Genomic DNA, 18,688 nt, shown 5'->3' on the forward strand with positions numbered 1-18,688 from the left:
CTTTATTTAAATTGTTGAGTAAAGCAGTCTGAGTTCCGTTCATCTTCACATCGTAATATGGCGTTGATGTTTAATCTATCGTTGAACTGATGAGAATTTGTCCGAGTATTGTAAGGAACAGTTAATTGAACTGTTAGAATAGTCAGGTTGCTTTCGCTTACAATTATTTGAAGCAACCTGAATGGTGGGGAGCGGTGAGACCTAAACTTGTTTGGAACTCTCACTGTGTGGTTGGGTTAGAGTGTCAGTCAACGCATGAAATTCGGGCAACATTCGATAGATTAAGTGCAATTGTTGCAACACCATGCGAGCCGAACGATCATCTTCATCGCGCCATTCTATTAACCTGCGGTGTATATCAAACTGATCAACAGTAGTAACGTTATTTTCATCCCCCGTTCCTTCAAGTTGATTTTCCAATAACTCAATATGATGGTTTATGGTTCTATGTGCCTCTAGTACGAGAAGGTGAATTGATTCATCCTCTAGTCGTTGCCTATGAGCCCCCAAAGCAGACACATAACTGAGAAGCGCATGACTTAATGTTAGGAATCTGAAGCTCTTATCGGTATCCACTTGATAACGCCCTGGCTCCGCCAACATATTTGAAATCGCGGTAGAAAGATTAGCATCGGCATTATGAGCATCGCGCCTTGCGATGCGATAATTCAAATCGTCTTTTTTACCCAGGCGATACTGGCCGATGATCTGCATTAGATACTTTCGATTTGTCCTCAGCGAATTCGCCATGATCTTATGCATGCGTTTCGACTCCCAATCCGGGAGAATAAAGTAGACGGCACTTACTGCTAGAGCACAGCCGATAAGTGTGTCCATCAGCCGTGGCAATACTACGGCATAACCTTCACCAAGCTGGTGAAAACACAGCAGTACAAGTACGGTGATAAAGCCAGTAGCGTATCCGTAATTGTTGATTCTAAATGCAAAGAACATGACACCAGAAAGAACAATCAGGAATAATTGGCTCTCTGGAGAAGGGAACAGAGTAAGTAAAGGGACGCCAACAAATAACCCTACAAGGGTACCTGCAATTCGCGCGGAGAGCTTTTGACGTGTTGCGCTATAGTTTGGTTGGCATACAAATAGTGTCGTTAGTAAGATCCAATACCCTCGATCGAGATCGAAACCCTGAATGATGCCGTAGCCAATGGTCAACGCTATTGATAGGCGAACGGCATGTCGAAAAAGAATCGACTCCTTCGACATACTTGCTTTGATTCGATTCCACATCGCTGTGAACGTGTGTGGGTTGGTGTCGTCCAGTATTCCGTCTTCCAAAAAGTTACTATCTGGATTGCTGACGTTACTAAGCAGCTTTTCTACAGTTGCCAAGTTATTAAACAGATAGTTGAGCTGAACTAACAAAGGTGACCATTCGGGGTTGTTTTGTTGTTCTAGATACTCAATTGAATCTTGTAATTCGACTAACGCTTTAATGGAGTCATTGCTGTGAGAGTACTTTTCCCCAGCTTAAGTGCAAAGGCGATCTCTTTACAGGCTTTTGCCTGCATTTCTAAGACATGCTTAAAACGAAACAGGACATCAGAATGCGAAAATTGTGTTGCTAGTTCTTGATAACGATAGTGACTTGAACTTACGCGCTCATGAATGTCTTGCGCGATAAAGTAAACCTGCAAAAAGCGATCACTTGGCCCATCGACGTGACCACGTCGAGAGCGGTTTAATAACGTTGACTTGCAAGCGTTGAGCGCAAAGACGGTACATGCATTAAGGCTGGCTTCTTTTAAGCGATGCGGCTGCGGAATAAGGTTTAAAGTAGGGTGGAATAAGTTTCTTTTGGCATCTAGGTATAAACTCAACTCGTTGAACACGTTAGAGAGACTTTGTTGAACAGGCTGCATTGGCCAGAAACTATTCCAGATAATAGAGACTAAGTAGTACCAACTCGCACCACCTAGTAGTAACAACGGCTGGAACCAGATGTTCGTACTTTCATGAGCTCCGAGCATGGTGTAGATGGCGATTAACAATGAGCCGAATGCGATACTAGAATAGCGAGGACCGATGGCACCGAGAATAATGAACAGGAACGTTGAACAAAAAAGTCCAATCGCAAACAACCAAGGTATGTTAAATAGAATCTCAATAGAAAATGCGGCAATTGCAAAGCAAATGAGGGTAAGGGTGATGGCTTTAATGCGCCCGAAGAAATTGTCGTCAGTTTCGGCTAGCGCAGCGGCGATGACGCCGAGAATTAATGGTGTAACCCATGTGTGTTGCTCGAAGTACCAAGCTGGAATCACAACGCCTAATAGCGCTATGAGCATTAACACACTGTAGTTAAAGGTTTTATTGGCCCATTGAAGGCGAAGTTGACCAAGAATGCTCACAATAGAATGCTGTATCTGATAAAACCGTTATTCTAGCAGAAACTACTGTGTCTTATAAATGACTGTTTTCTAGGAAGAACGAGCGACATTCGTTCTCCCTAATCGCAAGAGGTGCGGGATTAACGTTTGTTCTTTAGATAACGTTTACGGCGCTCTTCTTTACGTTTTGCTTTCTCTTCCGCTTTTCGTGTAGCTTCTATTTCAACTTGTACGAGCTCTTCAGTAATCATTTCAGGCAATTCAAGGGTGACCTGACCTAGAGTACCGTTCCGCAATTCGTGAAGTAGAATTTCAGAGGCTTTGTGAAGATTCACACGGCCACCAGATTGTAAAGCACCGCGTTTACGACCAATTAGCTCCATAAGTTCTAAATCAGATTCTGGAAGCTCTTCGTCGATCTGATAACGTTCTTTTAGACGTTCTGGATACTGAGCCGCCATATACTCCACGGTGTAGAAAGCAACTTCATCGTATTCGATAGCGGTATCTTTTACTGCGCCAGTAGCCGCTAATCTAAAACCACTATGAGGGTTTTCTACTTTTGGCCATAAAATCCCCGGAGTATCAGAAAGAACGATACCGTTTTGCAAGTTGATTCTTTGTTGACGACGAGTAACCGCTGGTTGGTTGCCGGTCACAGCGATGGTTCTACCTGCAAGAGTGTTGATGATAGTTGACTTACCAACATTTGGGATTCCCATGATCATCGTGCGAATGTTTTTACCAATCTCTTCGCGGTGTGGCGCGAGCTTTCGACAAAGCTCAAGAATTTTGTGCACTTCTTGAGTATTAGATGTGGTGATGGCCATTGCCTTAACACCTTGCTCTTTCTCTAGGTGCTCGATCCAAAGTTCCGTTTTTTCTGGATCCGCCAGATCACGTTTATTCAACACTTTGACGACAGGTTTGTCGCCACGGAGTTGAGAAATCATAGGGTTTTCACTACTAAATGGAATACGTGCGTCAAGCACTTCAATAATGACATCTATTTGTGGGATGACTTCTTCGATTTCTTTGCGAGCCTTGTGCATGTGGCCTGGAAACCATTGAATTGTATTGTTAACCATTTGAATACCTTGGATTAAAGTCTTTATTTGTGTTGTTTGGGGTACAGTGTGGGGTACATAAATTTTAATTGGTACCTAATAGGACTTTGAGTCCATTGTTCTGCCAAGCCAGCAAACAACAATATCTCTATTGTGATGATCTTAACACTTTATTTAGTGCGCTGTAATTAGCAGAGCAACAATCAACACTGAAAAAACTTGTTATGAACTGGGCTTAACAATGGAAACCTAGTTTTCGATTACTTACTACTCAACTAATCACGCTTTCTATGAAAAACGTAGTCCTATAGTGTTCATTGCGTTACGTTTCGTCTTGTAATTTATGCTGGTGGACATAAGGAAAGACGGAATAGATGAGTAAGTTATTAAAGCTAAAGAAACACCTGACTATCGAAGATGCGACCAGATACATTTCTAAGTTTATGGAAGAGCCAGTGACGGTTGCTGATATCTATGATCTCGTGCTGAACGGAAAGCTAACATTGTCTGTTCTTCTCAACAACCAAGCGTTTGTTGTTGGGGGGCGGTGCATAGAAAAACCTGACAAAGAATCAAATCAGTATCAAGTGGATGAAAACCTGCTAACAGGTGGCCGTTTAGACAGCCCATATTCGATTTGTCTAGACGATGAGCTGAGTATCGAGAAAGACAAGTGGCTTATTTTTGATAAAGAAATTTTAGCGATCGATGGAGTTTGGGATCTGGCAATGATTGGCTTGGAACGTCATAAGGTTCAGGTTCTGTACAATAATGAAATTAATAGTGAAGAACCAAAGCTCTCCGTACCCAACGATTTCTTTTTAAAGCGTGGTCAACAGGTATTCAAGGTTAAATCACATATACCGCTTCTGATAAATGACCACAACAAAGCCGCTTTGCAAACAAAGATGGAAAGTCTTCTTGCGTCTAGAGGACTTACTCTCAAAGACGTAGAAAACAACAGTTATGCACTAGATGTTTTAAGCGATCGTGAGTTTGACGATTTTTCGGCCATTAGTCTAGCATTTGCTCTTTCTCATGAAACTAAGGTAAACACTTCGGATACACAACCTCACGATTGCCTAACGCTGGAAGATATCAGCTATCAGTTCGTTATTCGGACAAGTGAGCTAACCCGTTTCTTCCAGTCATCAGAAGTTGACTCGGAAACAGATCATGACGAGAGTCCTATGCATCCGAGAGAGAGAAACTCTTACCTTGCTTTAATGGGCGTGTTTGCTGAAGAGGCGGGTATAGACCTTTCCAGGCGTGGTATCAGTACATCTATACAAGCAATGATGGAAATTCGAGGTCTTTCCATGTCCGACGACACGATTAGAAAGATCACCAGTCAAGTTGCTGAAGCAATGGAAAGAAAGCGGATGTAAAAACCTAATTAGGATTTTCCTTTTCCTAATTAGGATTTTCCTACCTACAAATCCAATAACCTCTTGGCTGTCTTATAAACAACCACGAGGTTTTTTTATGTCTAATAAGATTATTCGTTTACCAGTTGTTATCCGAAAGACTGGTTTATCACGCAGCACTATCTACTTACGCATGTCAAAAGGCGATTTTCCTCGCTCCATTTCATTAGGAGAACGTGCAGTAGGATGGGTGGAAGAGGACATTGAACAGTGGGTGCAAGAGTGCATTTCAAAAAGTAAGAATTTAGGGTGCTAGTGAGTGAAGAAACGATTGAATCCAAATTTAGCCAAGATCCACCGTAGCTATACGGTGGAGGAGGTCGCCGAGTTGTTCAATGTTCATAAAAGAACGGTGAGAAACTGGGTCAAAAGCGGTTTGCCAGTATACAACGAGCTACGTCCACTACTGATATTGGGTACCGACTTAAGGCTATTTATTCGTCAGAACCGTCAGGGAAACAGACGGCAATGTAATGGTTCCGAGTTGTATTGTTTGAGGTGCAGAGCACCACGATTGCCTAGCCCTGATTCAGTGAAGTTTGTGCAGTTACCTAGTGGTATAGGGAGAGTATTTGGAACATGCACCAAGTGCGGTTCGAAGGTGAATAAATTCTTTAGTTGGAGGCGATTGGAGTCCGTTCGCAATGAGTTGCTGCTGGAAAGTACCGAAAGCACAAAAACACATAAGTATGAGAGTTAGTCCTCTCCTAAATTGTACCTAACTATGAGAACTCAATAACATGAAGAAAAATAACTCAAACAATGTTCGAGCAATTCGCTACTACTGTGAATTTTTGAAAGAAGCGAAACGTCAGAGTGATTCCTCTGTAGACGGTGTAACGAAGGCGATAAATCGCTTTGAGGAGTACACCAAATACAAAGATTTTAAGCAGTTTCATCGCCAGCAAGCGGTTGGATTTAAGAAGTACTTAACGGAGCAAAAAAACGCAGTGACTGACAAGCCTTTGAGCAAGGCTACGATACACACAACGTTGAGACACCTAAAGGCGTTCTTTCAGTGGTTAGCACTACGGAGCGGCTATCGTTCTCGATTAACATACAGTGATACGGAGTATTTCAATTTATCTGAAAAGGATGCTCGCATCGCCAATGCCCGCAGGAAAAAGCCAGTGCCAACGGTTGAGCAGATTACTCAGGTTCTTACTGCTATGCCGTGTATGACTCACATTGAAAAGAGAGATCGAGCTCTTGTAGCTTGTACACTTCTGACTGGGGCACGAGATAGAGCGCTAGCTTCGTTAAAGCTAAAGCATATCTGTATTGCAGAGCAAAGCTTATATCAGGATGCGAGAGAGGTGAAAACGAAGTTCAGTAAAACATTTACAACCTACTTTTTTCCAGTAGGTGAGCTTCCTCTGCAAATTTTGACGGAATGGGTTAGCTATTTGGAACATGAACTATCATTTGGGGCTGATGATCCCTTGTTTCCTAAAACAAAGGTAAAAAATAGCCCTAGTCACAAGTTTGAGACGATGGGGTTAACAAATGAACACTGGACAACAGCTGGTCCTATTCGTCGAATATTTAAACAGGCATTCAAAGCTGCTGAGCTACCGTATTACAACCCGCATAGTTTTCGCAACACACTAGTGAGACTAGGTGAAAAATTGTGTAGTAACGCTGAAGAGTTTAAAGCGTGGAGTCAAAACCTAGGACATGAGGGGGTTTTAACCACTTTCTATAGCTATGGCGAGGTTGCCGACTATCGACAAGCAGAGTTGCTAAAGAAGTTAGCCAAATCGAGCACAGATACACCGTCGGACATGAAGGAGCAGTTTGAACAATTTATGGCGTTTCAAAAAATGATGTCTAACCAATAGTCCTTTATTTCTGCAAACTGGAGAGACTGGTATCAACAAATATTCGTATATTGATACCAGTTGATTCAACGAAGTAGTGGTATCATAAAAATACCGGGTTTACTTAATGATACTATTTATTTATGATACCCCTATAATTGATACCATCTTGAGACAGTGAAGAGTAATGCGCGTATTCGCCTATTGTCGTGTGTCGACATCCGAACAAACTACCGAAAACCAAATACTAGCTATTCGACAGAAAGGGTATGAAGTTACCAATTCAAGAATCATTAGTGAAACTGTCTCGGGCTCAGTAGAGGCTATGAAGCGACAGCGATTTAAGACGCTGGTCACTCATCAAATGGAGGAGGGTGACAAGCTGGTGGTGTTAAAGCTAGATCGTTTGGGTAGAGATAATATTGACGTTCAAAACACAATTAACCTTCTAACAGAAAAAGGGATTAAGGTGGTTTGTTTAGATCTACCAGTAGCAGATCTTTCAAGTGCCGAAGGAAAGCTAATGCTACAAATGTTCTCTGCTTTTGCTGAGTTTGAGAGAAATCGTATCAGGGAGCGAACCAAAGAAGGAATTGAGCGAGCAAAAGCTGAAGGAAAAAAGCTAGGTCGCCCTGCTGCTCATCTGACAACTAGAATGGTACAAGACAAAAAGGCCGAAGGTTTGTCTCAGTCAAAAGTTGCGTCAGCGTTAAACCTAGGTATCGCTACAGTTAAAAGGCACTGGAATAAGGCTAGCTAGGTAAAATTTTAGTTATGTCAAATTAATACGTTAAACCACATTTTGGAATCTTCTGGTACAATACGCGCAACTCTTTTTCTGTGTATTAATTAGTAAGGTTTTCAATGGTTCGTGAACACCAACAAGAACTTCAAAAACAGCTCTGGAACATCGCCAACACACTACGTGGCAATATGTCGGCAGACGACTTTCGTGATTACATTCTGGGGCTTATCTTCTACAAGTATCTCTCAGACAAGCTAAACCGCTACTGTGACGAGCTACTTGCCGAAGATGGCATTACCTTTGTTGGTGCTGTTGATGATAAAGAGCTACTCAATGACTTACGTGAAGAGTGTGTCGAGAACCTTGGTTACTTTATTGCACCTAAACAGCTTTTCTCAAGCCTAGCGGGGCGTGGTAAGCAGCAAGAGTTCATTATTGACGAGCTTGATCGCACTCTTGCTGATATTGAACAATCCACCACAGCGGCGGACTCTGCCGATGACTTCAATGGTTTGTTTGAAGAGTTAGACCTTAACTCAAGCAAATTAGGTAAAAGTCCAGACGCACGTAATAAGCTAATCAGTCAGGTGTTGGTTCACCTAGATAACATCGACTTCCAGCTAGAGAACTCTGAAATCGATCTACTTGGTGATGCTTATGAATACCTTATCGGTCAATTTGCCTCTGGTGCGGGTAAAAAGGCGGGAGAGTTCTACACCCCGCAACAGGTCAGCAAGATCCTCGCTAAGCTCGTTAGCCTAGATGGGAATGTGAAATCGGTATATGACCCTACTTGTGGTTCAGGTTCATTACTACTGCGTGTTGCTCGTGAAGTAGGTAGCCACAACCTTGAGTTTTGTGGTCAGGAGCAAAACCCAAGCACTTATAACCTAGCTCGTATGAACATGCTGATGCATGGCGTGCGTTACGATAAATTCGACATTAAAAACGATGACACCCTAGAGCACCCAATGCACCTAGAGCAACGTTTTGATGCGGTAGTCGCTAACCCTCCGTTTTCAGCGAACTGGAGTGCTAGCGAGCTTCACCTAAACAGTGAACGCTTCGCCGATTACGGCAAACTTGCCCCTAAATCGAAAGCTGATTTCGCTTTTGTGCTTCACATGATCCACCAATTAAATGAAACGGGTACGCTAGCGGTAGTTGTGCCTCACGGTATCCTATTCCGTGGTGCGGCAGAAGGTCACATCCGTAAACATCTTATCGAGAAAAAGAACTACCTAGATGCAGTGATTGGCTTACCGGCGGGTATCTTCTTCGGCACAAGTATCCCGACTTGTATCTTGGTCTTCAAAAAGAATCGCAAAAACGATGACAATGTGCTGTTTATCGATGCATCTAATTACTTCGAGAAAGGCAAAGCGCAAAACTTTATGCGTAATGAAGACGTTGAGCGCATTGTTGATGCTTACAGTAAACGTGAATCCGTCGAAAAATTTGCCCACGTCGCCAAGATTACTGAGGTTGAAGAGAACGACTACAACCTCAACATCCCTCGCTATGTGGATACATTTGAGGAAGAAGAACAGGTGAACTTGGATACCATCGCCACCGAGATCAACGAGATTGAAATCAAGATGAATGCTGTTGATACCAATATCGCTGATTTTTGTTCACAACTAAATATCAAGGCACCGTTCTAAGGCAGTATGTTATGACAGAAGAAATTAATGTGCCTAAGCTGAGGTTTGGTGAGTTTGATGGTGAATGGCAGAAGTTCACTCTTAAACAAGTATCCACTAAGAACATTTCTTATGGCGTTGTTCAAACAGGAGATAAAGACCTTACTGTTCCATGTGTAAGGGTTGTTGATCTCACCTCTGGTTCTTTAGACAGAGAGACATTCATAAAAACCTCTGAGTCAATTAGTCTGTCGTACAAAAAGACCATCCTTGAAAGTGGTGAGCTGATGGTCGCATTAAGAGGGGTTATTGGCTTAACGCGAGCTGTACCAGAGGAGCTAGTAGGCTGCAACCTAACTAGAGGCATTGCTCGAATATCGCCTAATCAACAAAAATTTAGCTCCCAGTTTGTTGAACAAGTTCTTAACACACCTAAGTCTGCACAGCGCTTTGATCAGCTAAAGAATGGCTCAGCGCTAAAAGAAATATCAATCGGAGAGCTGAATAAGTATTCGGCGGTGTATCCGTTACTCCCAGAACAACAAAAAATCGCCTCTTTTTTATCAAAGGTCGATGAGAAGATCGCTCTACTAACAGAGAAGAAAGGCACGCTCACCGCATACAAAAAAGGTGTGATGCAGCAGTTGTTCAGTGGTAAGTGGCAAGAGAAAGATGGACAGCTAGCCTTTATCCCACCGACACTGCGCTTTAAAGCGGATGACGGTAGCGAGTTTCCAGATTGGGAAGAGAAGAAGTTGGGTGATGTTTGTAAGATGTTTTCTGGAGGAACCCCATCAAGCACTAACAAAGCATTTTACGGTGGACCTATACCCTTCATTGGTTCAGGAAATCTAAATGATTCTAAGGTATCGCAGTCGATTACACAGAGTGGGTTTGACTCTTCTTCTGCAAAAATGGTGGAAGTAGGTGATTTACTATATGCCTTGTATGGAGCAACATCTGGTCAAGTGGCAATTTCAAAATTAGAAGGAGCTATAAACCAAGCAGTACTATGCATTCGGACTAGCCAAAACAAACAATATTTGTGTTTTGTCCTTCAGCACTTTAAAGGACAAATTATAAGGAAGTACCTACAAGGTGGGCAAGGTAACTTATCGGGGCAAATCATCAAAAAGCTGGCTGTAAATTTGCCTAATATTGATGAACAAACCAAGATAGCCAACTTCCTCTCAGCCATCGACCAGAAGATCGATCTAGCCAACTCAGAGCTTGAAAAAGCCAAAGAGTGGAAGAAAGGGTTATTGCAACAAATGTTCGTGTAGTTGGAATCGTCAGTTGGATTTATAAATAGAAGAATTATGAGCACACAATCAGAAGCACAACTTGAAAAAGAGCTAATCGATCAGCTTGTCGCTGCCGATTTCAAACCTGCCGATATTGGTAATGCTGAGGCGTTAAAGGCGAACCTCAAAGTTCAGCTTGAGAAAGTTAACGGCGTAACGCTAACCGAGCGTGAGTTTGAAAGTGTGCTCATCAAGCTTGAAAAAGGCAGCATCTTCGATAAATCCAAGCGCTTGAAAGGCAAGGTGGATGTCACTCGTGAAGACGGCACCACCGATTACCTGACTCTGTTATTTGATGATGCCAGCAAGAACCACTTCCAAGTGACCAACCAAATCACCATTCAAGGCACGTACGAGAACCGCTACGACGTCACCATCTTGGTGAATGGCTTACCGCTGATTCAAATTGAACTCAAACGCCGAGGCATTGAGCTGGCGGAAGCATTCAACCAGATTAAGCGTTACGACAAACATACCTATGGTGCGCAAGGCGGGCTGTTCAACTACGTACAGTTGTTTGTTATCTCTAATGGCGTTAACACCAAATACTTCTCTAATAACCGTGATCTTTCATTCAAGCAGACTTTCCATTGGACGGATGTTGAAAACAACAAGATTAATGCACTGCCTCAGTTTGCCGATGCTTTCTTAAATCAATCTCACCTGACTAAGATGTTGAGCCGCTACATCGTACAGAACGAGTCAGGTAAGTTTTTGATGGTGCTACGCCCCTACCAATTCTATGCGGTAGAAGCGATCGTTAATCAGGTTAAGACCAACAATAACCACGGTTACATTTGGCACACCACAGGCAGTGGTAAGACGCTGACTAGCTTCAAAACCGCCCAGATCCTCTCTACGCTTGAAGATGTGGATAGAGTGGTATTTGTGGTCGACCGCAAAGATCTCGATTACCAAACCGCAAAAGAGTTTGATGCGTTTTTAAGAGGCAGTGTCGACAGCACAGGTGACACTAAAAGCCTTCTGAATCAGTTCCTCGGTTCACGACCTATACCAAAGAAAGCGCTAAACACCAAAGATAGTAGTGCCAACGATGGTGAAGAACTGCCACAAGTTGCTGAGTATGCGCCTATCTACAGTAATAAAGTTAATCGCATCAACAAGCTGACCATTACGACGATCCAAAAACTTAATAACCTGATCACTAAACCTCGTTTCAAGGGGCAGGTTGAACACTTACGCCAAGAACGTGTTGTCTTTATCTTTGATGAATGCCATCGCAGCCAATTTGGCGAAACGCACCAAAACATCGTCGACTTCTTCGAGAAAGCACAACTGTTTGGTTTTACAGGAACGCCTATATTTGCTGACAATGCGACCACTAAAAAAGTGGAAGGTAAAGGGACTCAGAAGCGAACCACAAAGGATCTATTTGGTGAACGTCTTCATAGCTATGTGATTGTTGATGCAATCAAAGATGACAACGTGCTTCCATTTGCTATTGAGTATTACGGCAAGCTGAAACATAAAAACGATGGCATGGATGTCGACGTGAGTAGTATCGATGTCGCCGAGTTCTTTAGCTCTCCAAAACGTATTAAACAAGTATGTGAGCACATCATTGGTATCCACAGTCATAAGACCAAACGTAAGTTTAACGCCATGCTGTGTGTGGCAAGTGTGCCTGACCTCATCACCTACTACGACACCTTCAAAGCCCTTAAAGAAGAGGGTAAGCATAAGCTCAATATCGGCACCATTTTCAGTTACGGTGTAAATGAGGAAGAAGAGTTCGAAGGCGAAGTCAACGTTAAAGGCTTAGCGGAAGCCAATGCCAAAGTGCATAGCCGAGACAAGCTAGATGCTTACATCGAAGACTACAACCAACAGTTTGGTACAAGCTACTCAACCCAAGATACAGACAGTTTCTACAGCTACTACAAGGATCTATCGAACCGCACCAAGAACGGTGAAGTGGATATCTTGCTCGTAGTTAATATGTTCCTCACGGGGTTTGACGCTCCCGGTTTGAACACCATCTATGTCGATAAAAACCTTAGGTACCACGGCTTGGTGCAAGCCTTCTCCCGTACTAACCGCCTAAATGGCACGGTGAAGTCACATGGTAATGTCATGTGTTACCGCAACCTCAAACCACAAGCGGATGAGGCGTTTACGCTGTTCTCAAACAAGCAGCCAATCGAGTTTATTGAAGTACCAGATCTTAATGGGCTGACTGAAGACTTTGCTAAAGCGCTTGAAGCGTTAAAATCGATTGCTCCCGATGTGCAAAGTGTCGATGACTTGCCTGACGAGGACATGCAAGCAGGTTTTATTAAGCAGTTCCGCATCTTGATGCGTTTAAAGAACCAGCTAGAGACTTTTAGTGACTTCGACATTGAAGCCCTTGGCATATCTGAGCAAGAATTCGTTGACTACGCCTCTAAATACAGCGACTTAGCCCGTGAATTCAAGAAAGGGCCTGCTGATAAAGAGTCTATCATAGCAGACATTGATTTTGAGCTAGAGTTACTTCAAAGAGATGAAGTTAATGTTGGCTACATTCGTCATCTGCTAATGACAATGTTCGAAGAGTCTTGTGATGAAGCGAAAGAGAAAAAACGCCAAGTTATTGCTAACTTGCTGGCGACAGAACCGACTTTGTATAGCAAGCGTTCTCTCATTGAAGATTTTATCGAGAAGAGTATGCAAGGCTTGGTACAAGGTGCTGAATTTGATGAGTACATAGAAGAGCAAAAGCAAAAAGAACTAAGCCAGATAGCAGAAGAAGAGAAGCTAGACACCGATAGGTTCAGCGAAATGGTGACGAACATCGAGAACGGTATGAGTGTAGACAGCTTGAAGTCGGATGATATCGCCCAGCTCACAACTGAGAAGATGACTTTTAGAACACGCCGCACAATCTTGCCAAGGATATCTGAGCGACTAAAGGCGTTTACTGAAACCTTTATTAGGGGCTTTCATTAGGCGACAACACCGATTCTAAATAGGGTTCGTCTGTTAATAAACCAGTTGTTAACTAGCGTCTATAACGAAGATTTATCGAAAGGTCATTATCTTGTATGAGTTACTACAACCAAAATGCCGAAGAGTTTTTTAACGCAACGATTAATGTTGACATGGAAACTCTCTATCGGGAGTTTATTACCTTACTGCAATCCGGAAGCGCTATTTTAGATGCAGGTTGTGGCTCTGGGCGTGATTCTAGAGCTTTTAAGGAATTAGGCTTTAATGTCCATCCTATTGATGCCAGTGAAGAACTAGCAAAGTTGGCTGAAGCCACAATTCGTCAACCCGTAGAGGTCACTACTTTTCAGAATTTTAAATCTGACAAACAGTTTGATGCTATTTGGGCGTGCGCTTCTCTTCTTCATGTCCCGTATAACGAGCTGGAGGATGTTTTTGTTAATCTGTCAAAACATCTTGCCTTAGGAGGCGTGTTTTATTGCTCTTTCAAATATGGCGAAACTGAGGTTGAACGTAAGGGACGACTATTTACTAACTTGAATGAGTCCCTTTTGGATAACGTGCTATCGAGTACTACTTTACGTACACATAAAACGTGGCAGACATATGATTTGCGCGAGGGACGTGAAGATGAGAAATGGCTCAATGCAATTTTGATCAAGGACGTATAGTGAACTTTACCGACGAAGATTTTTTTAAAGGCATCGTATTATTTGGTCTAAATGCTGCTACTTATAAAATGGGTCTTGCTCAGACTCTTCTTACTGCTTCAAGACATCAGCAAAGTGAGATCGAGTGGGGGCAGTTGTCAGAACTGTACTTTGACTTTTATATGTTGCGTCTAACGAACAATCCAATGCCCCAGCAAGGGAACCCTAATCGTATGACCAAGATGGAGCGCATTGTTAAGGATCATCAATTGGGTGTCCTTAAACGTTCTGAGGCAATACAAAAAGTAGGGGATACTGCATTTGATGATGTCGTCCCACGTTTTCAAACTATTGGAACGGATAAAAGTATTGTTGCCAATCACTTCTATGAAATTGAAATGGGGAAGAAGTTGATTCTCAAAGATTCGTTGTTGGGATTGAACAATAGTCAATTGGATACCTTAGGTGAAGAAATTGATGCTAGGTGGGGTCTATTAGAAGGAGCGTTCAGCATCAATCAGACAGATTTCGAATTAGCGAATGATATTCGAGAAATCTACCTTAAAGACGGTTACGAACGTAAAGCGTTGACAAACAACATCCCATTTTTATCGGGTTATCAGGGTAATACTTGTTTTTACTGTGGTGAAAAAATGGACGGGGATATTCATGTTGATCATGTGCTTCCTAGACAAGTACTAAATCATGACGAGATCTGGAACTTGGTGTTAGCGCACGGTGATTGTAATCTGTTGAAATCAGACCGCCTTGTTGGCGAGCATTTCATTACTAAGCTAATTGCACGAAATGAGAACATAATGGGTAGTAACCATCCTTGGAAAGCACAAATTCAGGTTTCACTAGGCACAACCCCTAAGAGACGCTCGATTAATTTGCGCCGTCATTATGACAATGTGAAAACGGTGCTTGGTAACTACTACTGGGGTGGTTCAGACTCCTATAATCCGGCAAGTGATCCTTTCTATAGAAGATTGATTACTGTATTGAATAACAAATGATAAAAGTCGATTACAGTTGTCTCAGTAAAGTAACGCCTGTGGTTGGATCAGGCGTTGAAAGGTATGATGGAAGCTGGAATAGTTGATTGGCAGACGCCACCTGAACCATTGCTTACTAAATAATGTTAGTTTGCTGCTAAGATAAAATCACTCCACCAATTCATAATCTCTTTCCTTTGTTCAAAGAAATCAGAACGGTTGTAGCTTGCTCTGGTTTCGTTTTGATCTGAGTGGGACAAACAGGCTTCGATATGCAAAGTGTCGAAGCCTTGTTCGTGTAAAGCCGTAGAGGCAATAGATCGTAAACCGTGAGCAACAAGTTCATCTTTGAAGCCAAGGCTTCGCTTTAGAGCAGCATTAGCTGTATAAACGCTTACGTGGCTTGTAGGGTTACGCTCACTTGGGAACACGTATTCATGCTCTTCACTCTGCAATCGCATCTGCGATAAAATCTCAATTGCTGCCTCTGTTAGTGGCACTCTATGTTCTTTTCTACGCTTCATTTCTGCTGGTGGGATAGTCCAGCACTTTTGGTTCAGATCTATGTCACTCCAACGTGCCCGAGCGGCTTCTTTTGGTCGGGTCATTGTGTGAAGCTGCCAAAGAATCAACAGTTTAGTTTTGTGGCGAATGTTGGCGTTATCTTGTAGTTGCTTTAATAATCTATTCAGTAACTCAGGTCTTATCGTCGGCATGTGCTCTACTTCATGCTTTTCAAATGCGTTAATCATGCGAGTCAGTGGGTTAGCGATGATAATGCCGCTATCAACGCCGTACTCCATAATTTGGTTAAGGGATTGGCAAATTCGCTTAATAGTCGATAGCTTTTGGTCGTCCTCAAGTGGGCGTAAAGCTTGTACTGCGCTCAAGCGAGTGATGGAAGCAATTGGAGTTCTACCAAAGTGGGGAAAGGCGTATAGCTCTAATGTCCTCCAGATACGTTCTGCATGATTAGTGCTGACGGTTTTTTTCTTTCTTCGAAACCACTCTTCAGCTACTGCGAAAAAGGTATTGGTTTCTTGACGAATGGCCTCTAGTTTGAGTTTCTCAATATGTCCTTTGGGGTCGATTCCATTGGCGATGAGATTACGGTGTTCTTGAGAGATTTTTCTGGCATCTGTTAGTTTTAGAGATGGATAAGAACCAAGAGATAGCTTCTTAACTGTCTTGGTTACAGGGTCACTGTACCTAAACTGCCATGATTTTGTGCCATTTGGACGGATGCGAATATTGAGCCCATTCCCATCAGCAAGAATATACTCCTTACCTCTAACCTCAGCATTCTTGATTTCTTTGTCAGACAGTCTGACGGTCTGTTTCGGCATGTGAAACCCTCAAAAAATTTTGGGGGAGTATACAGTAGTTTAAAGTGATGGGGTACATTGTGGGGTACAAAAAAAGTAAGAAGTGGTGAGCTTTAATAGGACGTGCTAAGACTGTGGTTTTTAGTTAAGCCTTTGAATTGTATTGATTAAGTGGATGGTTTTAGATGTTGTTGGAATTCAATGTATGTGGCCTGGAAACCATTGGATAGACATGAGTGAAAACCTATATTTTGAAATTTGTGCACATTGTAGGAGGTTCAACGAGATAGTAAAGCCCTGCATTCAAGTGGTGAGCGAAGTTTTTGTCGTGATGTTCTTGAATAGTAGGTGGAGAAAACGCCTTTATTGTCTACTCTTTTTTGCCGAACTCGGTACGTAGCCATCGCCTGAGGGTAATAACACTTTCGTATTTCAAGCTCTTTGGAGAACACGCAAAATAGAACGCTTGATACGGATTTGGCGTGGGGGAACCAAGCTCTACCAGCAGTCCTTGTTCCACTTCATCTTTAATAAACAAACGGTGAGTGACAAGTATGCCTAAGCCTCTGATTGCGGCATGAATAGCCTGTACAGAAGCATTAAAAATCAGGTGATTATGGTATCTAGGGAGTGTTAAAGCATTGGTTTTACACCATGTATCCCAATCGTGTTTCCTTCTATCGTTGGTGACCAAAATACTAGGATAATCCACCAGCACAGCGTCGAGTGATATAACTGTATGTTGATCGAGTAGGTTAGGGCTGCACACCAACACCAGTTCATCGTCACCCAGCTTTTCACAATAGTAATCTTGCCATTCGTCTGTTTTTCCGTGAATCAAGGCGACATCGACGCCTTCTCGCTCAAGGTTAAAACTGCCAATTAAATTCGAAATACGGATATCCAGATTTGGAGCATAATGTTGGAGATTGGTTACTCTAGGGATCCACCAGTGAAGAGCTAATGAATTAACCATATTAACAGTAAGCCTATTTGTCACTGTTTTGTTAAGCAATACTTCATTAGCTTCAACAATTTTCTCTAGAGCAGGCGCAACTTTTTTGTAGTAAAGGCGGCCTTGTTGATTTAACTCTATGCGCCGACCTATTCGATGAAACAGCTTAGTATCGAGTTGCGCTTCTAGGGATTTAATTGACTGACTCACAGCTGAGTGGCTTACGAATAGCTTTTGTGCCGCTTCGGACATGCTACCTGTTTCTGCTACGGCTACGAATGTATAAATGGACTTCAGTGCAACGTATTTATTCATTTATCACTCTATGTAAGTAAAACTTACATAATCATTAATAATTACTCAGTATTTTTCAGTGATCGCGATCACTATAATCTAGCCCCAAAGACACATTTCGTGAGCATAATACATGGCAAAAACTACACTAACCCATACTCCCATTTTCTATATGCTATCGTCGACACTTAGCTTATCTGTCACTGGATTACTAACTAAGTATCTGTCTGAAAGTTTCGATGTGACCACATTGGCGTTCTTACGATTTGCGCTTCCGGCATTTCTCATATTTTCGATACTGATTTTCACTAAGATAAGGAGGCCTAATGTTGCCATGGCCAAATTACTCGTTGTAAGAGCACTGTGTATTGGGGCGTGCCAATTGTGCTTTATCTATGCATTGAACAAGCTCTCTTTGGTAGAAAGTGTGGTTCTATTTGGAACTGGCCCTATTTTTATCGCAGTTTTGGAAAAGGTAATCTTCAATATTAAACTTCATCGTTCAACAATCGTAGCGCTGTTGATGACGTTTATCGGAGTGGTAATGTTGGCCAATAATGGTAGTGGGTTTGTTATCAAGCCTGAACTCTTGGTCGGTCTTTTGGCGGGTTTCTTTAATGCTGGTTCTCAGTTGAGCCTTTATAAAGCGTCAAAAACGGAAATGTCAGGTTTGGAGACCAATGCGTGGACATTTGGTATTGCTAGTTTAATTCTACTACCGATGGTGATGTTTTCTCATTGGCCTTCTCCTCAAAGTATTTTCAACGACAATGCTGTAAATACTGGGGTACTTTTGGCTTTGGCGATTATGGCACTACTGATTATCAACACGCAGGTTTCGCGACACAAAGCCTATTCAACGGCTGATAGCAATTCCCAATTAGCACCTTTAATCTATAGCAACCTGGCTTTCACAGCCTTATGGCAATTCCTTGCGTTTGATGTTGATTTCAGTTACACGCAGTTACTAGGTTTAATGCTCATTGTTATGACCAGTGTTATAACAACGGTGCTTCCGCCCCAAAAGGTCATTATTTCTCATAAAGAAAAGTCTTCCTTCGCAGGTTAGCCAAATTGAATTGCAGATTGAAAATAGATTCAATAGTAACCTTAACTACCTGAAATATTGGTATTAAATATATGGCATGAGTTTTGTAGAA

General features: G+C 42.3%; 14 protein-coding genes and 1 pseudogene. 11 read left to right on the forward strand and 4 right to left on the reverse strand.

Translation table 11 applies throughout. The features are described 5' to 3' along the window. Window positions 1–201: 201 nt before the first annotated feature. Together yccS and ylqF are read right to left on the reverse strand one after the other, a co-directional pair. Window positions 202–2,372: pseudogene (gene yccS, locus HW45_RS10150) on the reverse strand (YccS family putative transporter). A gap of 119 nt (window positions 2,373–2,491) precedes the next feature. Then, entirely contained in the window at window positions 2,492–3,439 is a 948-nt protein-coding gene (gene ylqF / locus HW45_RS10155; protein WP_038226799.1) for a ribosome biogenesis GTPase YlqF, read from the reverse strand. Between the two features lie 353 nt (window positions 3,440–3,792). Here ylqF and HW45_RS10160 point away from each other — a divergent pair, with 353 nt between their 5' ends. The 10 genes from HW45_RS10160 to HW45_RS10205 all read left to right on the forward strand — a co-directional run bounded on the left by HW45_RS10160 (window position 3,793) and on the right by HW45_RS10205 (window position 14,975). Further along, window positions 3,793–4,806, forward strand: coding sequence for a hypothetical protein (locus tag HW45_RS10160; protein WP_038226801.1), 1,014 nt, complete (start codon window positions 3,793–3,795; stop codon window positions 4,804–4,806). Window positions 4,807–4,903: 97 nt separating this feature from the next. Beyond that, entirely contained in the window at window positions 4,904–5,101 is a 198-nt protein-coding gene (locus tag HW45_RS10165; protein ID WP_038226802.1) for a helix-turn-helix transcriptional regulator, read from the forward strand. 54 nt (window positions 5,102–5,155) lie between these two features. After that, window positions 5,156–5,545 (forward strand): helix-turn-helix domain-containing protein, encoded by a 390-nt coding sequence (locus HW45_RS28780; protein ID WP_268745556.1) that lies wholly within the window; start codon window positions 5,156–5,158, stop codon window positions 5,543–5,545. A gap of 40 nt (window positions 5,546–5,585) precedes the next feature. Beyond that, a complete protein-coding gene (locus HW45_RS10175; protein WP_038226806.1) occupies window positions 5,586–6,686 on the forward strand; it encodes a tyrosine-type recombinase/integrase in 1,101 nt (366 codons plus the stop codon). A gap of 166 nt (window positions 6,687–6,852) precedes the next feature. Beyond that, window positions 6,853–7,425 carry a recombinase family protein gene (locus HW45_RS10180; protein WP_038226808.1) on the forward strand — a complete coding sequence of 191 codons (573 nt, stop codon included), beginning with the start codon at window positions 6,853–6,855 and terminating at the stop codon, window positions 7,423–7,425. Window positions 7,426–7,529: 104 nt separating this feature from the next. Further along, the gene (locus HW45_RS10185; protein WP_038226809.1) at window positions 7,530–9,074 is read left to right on the forward strand and encodes a type I restriction-modification system subunit M; all 1,545 of its coding nucleotides are present in this window, start codon (window positions 7,530–7,532) and stop codon (window positions 9,072–9,074) included. A gap of 11 nt (window positions 9,075–9,085) precedes the next feature. Continuing rightward, window positions 9,086–10,336, forward strand: coding sequence for a restriction endonuclease subunit S (locus tag HW45_RS10190; protein ID WP_038226810.1), 1,251 nt, complete (start codon window positions 9,086–9,088; stop codon window positions 10,334–10,336). A gap of 36 nt (window positions 10,337–10,372) precedes the next feature. Continuing rightward, window positions 10,373–13,306 carry a type I restriction endonuclease subunit R gene (locus tag HW45_RS10195; RefSeq protein WP_038226811.1) on the forward strand — a complete coding sequence of 978 codons (2,934 nt, stop codon included), beginning with the start codon at window positions 10,373–10,375 and terminating at the stop codon, window positions 13,304–13,306. 95 nt (window positions 13,307–13,401) lie between these two features. After that, window positions 13,402–13,977, forward strand: a complete 576-nt coding sequence (locus HW45_RS10200; RefSeq protein ID WP_038227726.1) for a class I SAM-dependent methyltransferase — start codon at window positions 13,402–13,404, stop codon at window positions 13,975–13,977. Continuing rightward, the gene (locus HW45_RS10205) at window positions 13,977–14,975 is read left to right on the forward strand and encodes an HNH endonuclease (protein WP_051867984.1); all 999 of its coding nucleotides are present in this window, start codon (window positions 13,977–13,979) and stop codon (window positions 14,973–14,975) included. The genes HW45_RS10200 and HW45_RS10205 overlap by 1 nt, the downstream gene beginning before the upstream one ends. Window positions 14,976–15,100: 125 nt before the next feature. Here the strand turns inward: HW45_RS10205 and HW45_RS10210 are convergent, their stop codons facing one another. Together HW45_RS10210 and HW45_RS10215 are read right to left on the reverse strand one after the other, a co-directional pair. Continuing rightward, window positions 15,101–16,300: a tyrosine-type recombinase/integrase gene (locus HW45_RS10210; RefSeq protein WP_038226813.1), complete on the reverse strand. Its 1,200-nt coding sequence runs from the start codon at window positions 16,298–16,300 to the stop codon at window positions 15,101–15,103. A gap of 349 nt (window positions 16,301–16,649) precedes the next feature. Next, window positions 16,650–17,549, reverse strand: a complete 900-nt coding sequence (locus HW45_RS10215) for a LysR substrate-binding domain-containing protein (RefSeq protein ID WP_038226814.1) — start codon at window positions 17,547–17,549, stop codon at window positions 16,650–16,652. Window positions 17,550–17,661: 112 nt separating this feature from the next. Here HW45_RS10215 and HW45_RS10220 point away from each other — a divergent pair, with 112 nt between their 5' ends. Continuing rightward, window positions 17,662–18,597: a DMT family transporter gene (locus HW45_RS10220; protein ID WP_051867986.1), complete on the forward strand. Its 936-nt coding sequence runs from the start codon at window positions 17,662–17,664 to the stop codon at window positions 18,595–18,597. Window positions 18,598–18,688 lie beyond the last annotated feature (91 nt).

Source organism: Vibrio sp. ER1A (assembly GCF_000733315.1).
Lineage (GTDB): Bacteria > Pseudomonadota > Gammaproteobacteria > Enterobacterales > Vibrionaceae > Vibrio > Vibrio mediterranei.

Coding starts and splice junctions, on each gene's coding strand:
- ylqF (WP_038226799.1), bottom strand. CDS start 3,439: ATGGTTAACAATACAATTCAATGGTTTCCAGGCCACATGCACAAGGCT.
- HW45_RS10160 (WP_038226801.1), top strand. CDS start 3,793: ATGAGTAAGTTATTAAAGCTAAAGAAACACCTGACTATCGAAGATGCG.
- HW45_RS10165 (WP_038226802.1), top strand. CDS start 4,904: ATGTCTAATAAGATTATTCGTTTACCAGTTGTTATCCGAAAGACTGGT.
- HW45_RS10175 (WP_038226806.1), top strand. CDS start 5,586: ATGAAGAAAAATAACTCAAACAATGTTCGAGCAATTCGCTACTACTGT.
- HW45_RS10180 (WP_038226808.1), top strand. CDS start 6,853: ATGCGCGTATTCGCCTATTGTCGTGTGTCGACATCCGAACAAACTACC.
- HW45_RS10185 (WP_038226809.1), top strand. CDS start 7,530: ATGGTTCGTGAACACCAACAAGAACTTCAAAAACAGCTCTGGAACATC.
- HW45_RS10190 (WP_038226810.1), top strand. CDS start 9,086: ATGACAGAAGAAATTAATGTGCCTAAGCTGAGGTTTGGTGAGTTTGAT.
- HW45_RS10195 (WP_038226811.1), top strand. CDS start 10,373: ATGAGCACACAATCAGAAGCACAACTTGAAAAAGAGCTAATCGATCAG.
- HW45_RS10200 (WP_038227726.1), top strand. CDS start 13,402: ATGAGTTACTACAACCAAAATGCCGAAGAGTTTTTTAACGCAACGATT.
- HW45_RS10210 (WP_038226813.1), bottom strand. CDS start 16,300: ATGCCGAAACAGACCGTCAGACTGTCTGACAAAGAAATCAAGAATGCT.
- HW45_RS10215 (WP_038226814.1), bottom strand. CDS start 17,549: ATGAATAAATACGTTGCACTGAAGTCCATTTATACATTCGTAGCCGTA.
- HW45_RS10220 (WP_051867986.1), top strand. CDS start 17,662: ATGGCAAAAACTACACTAACCCATACTCCCATTTTCTATATGCTATCG.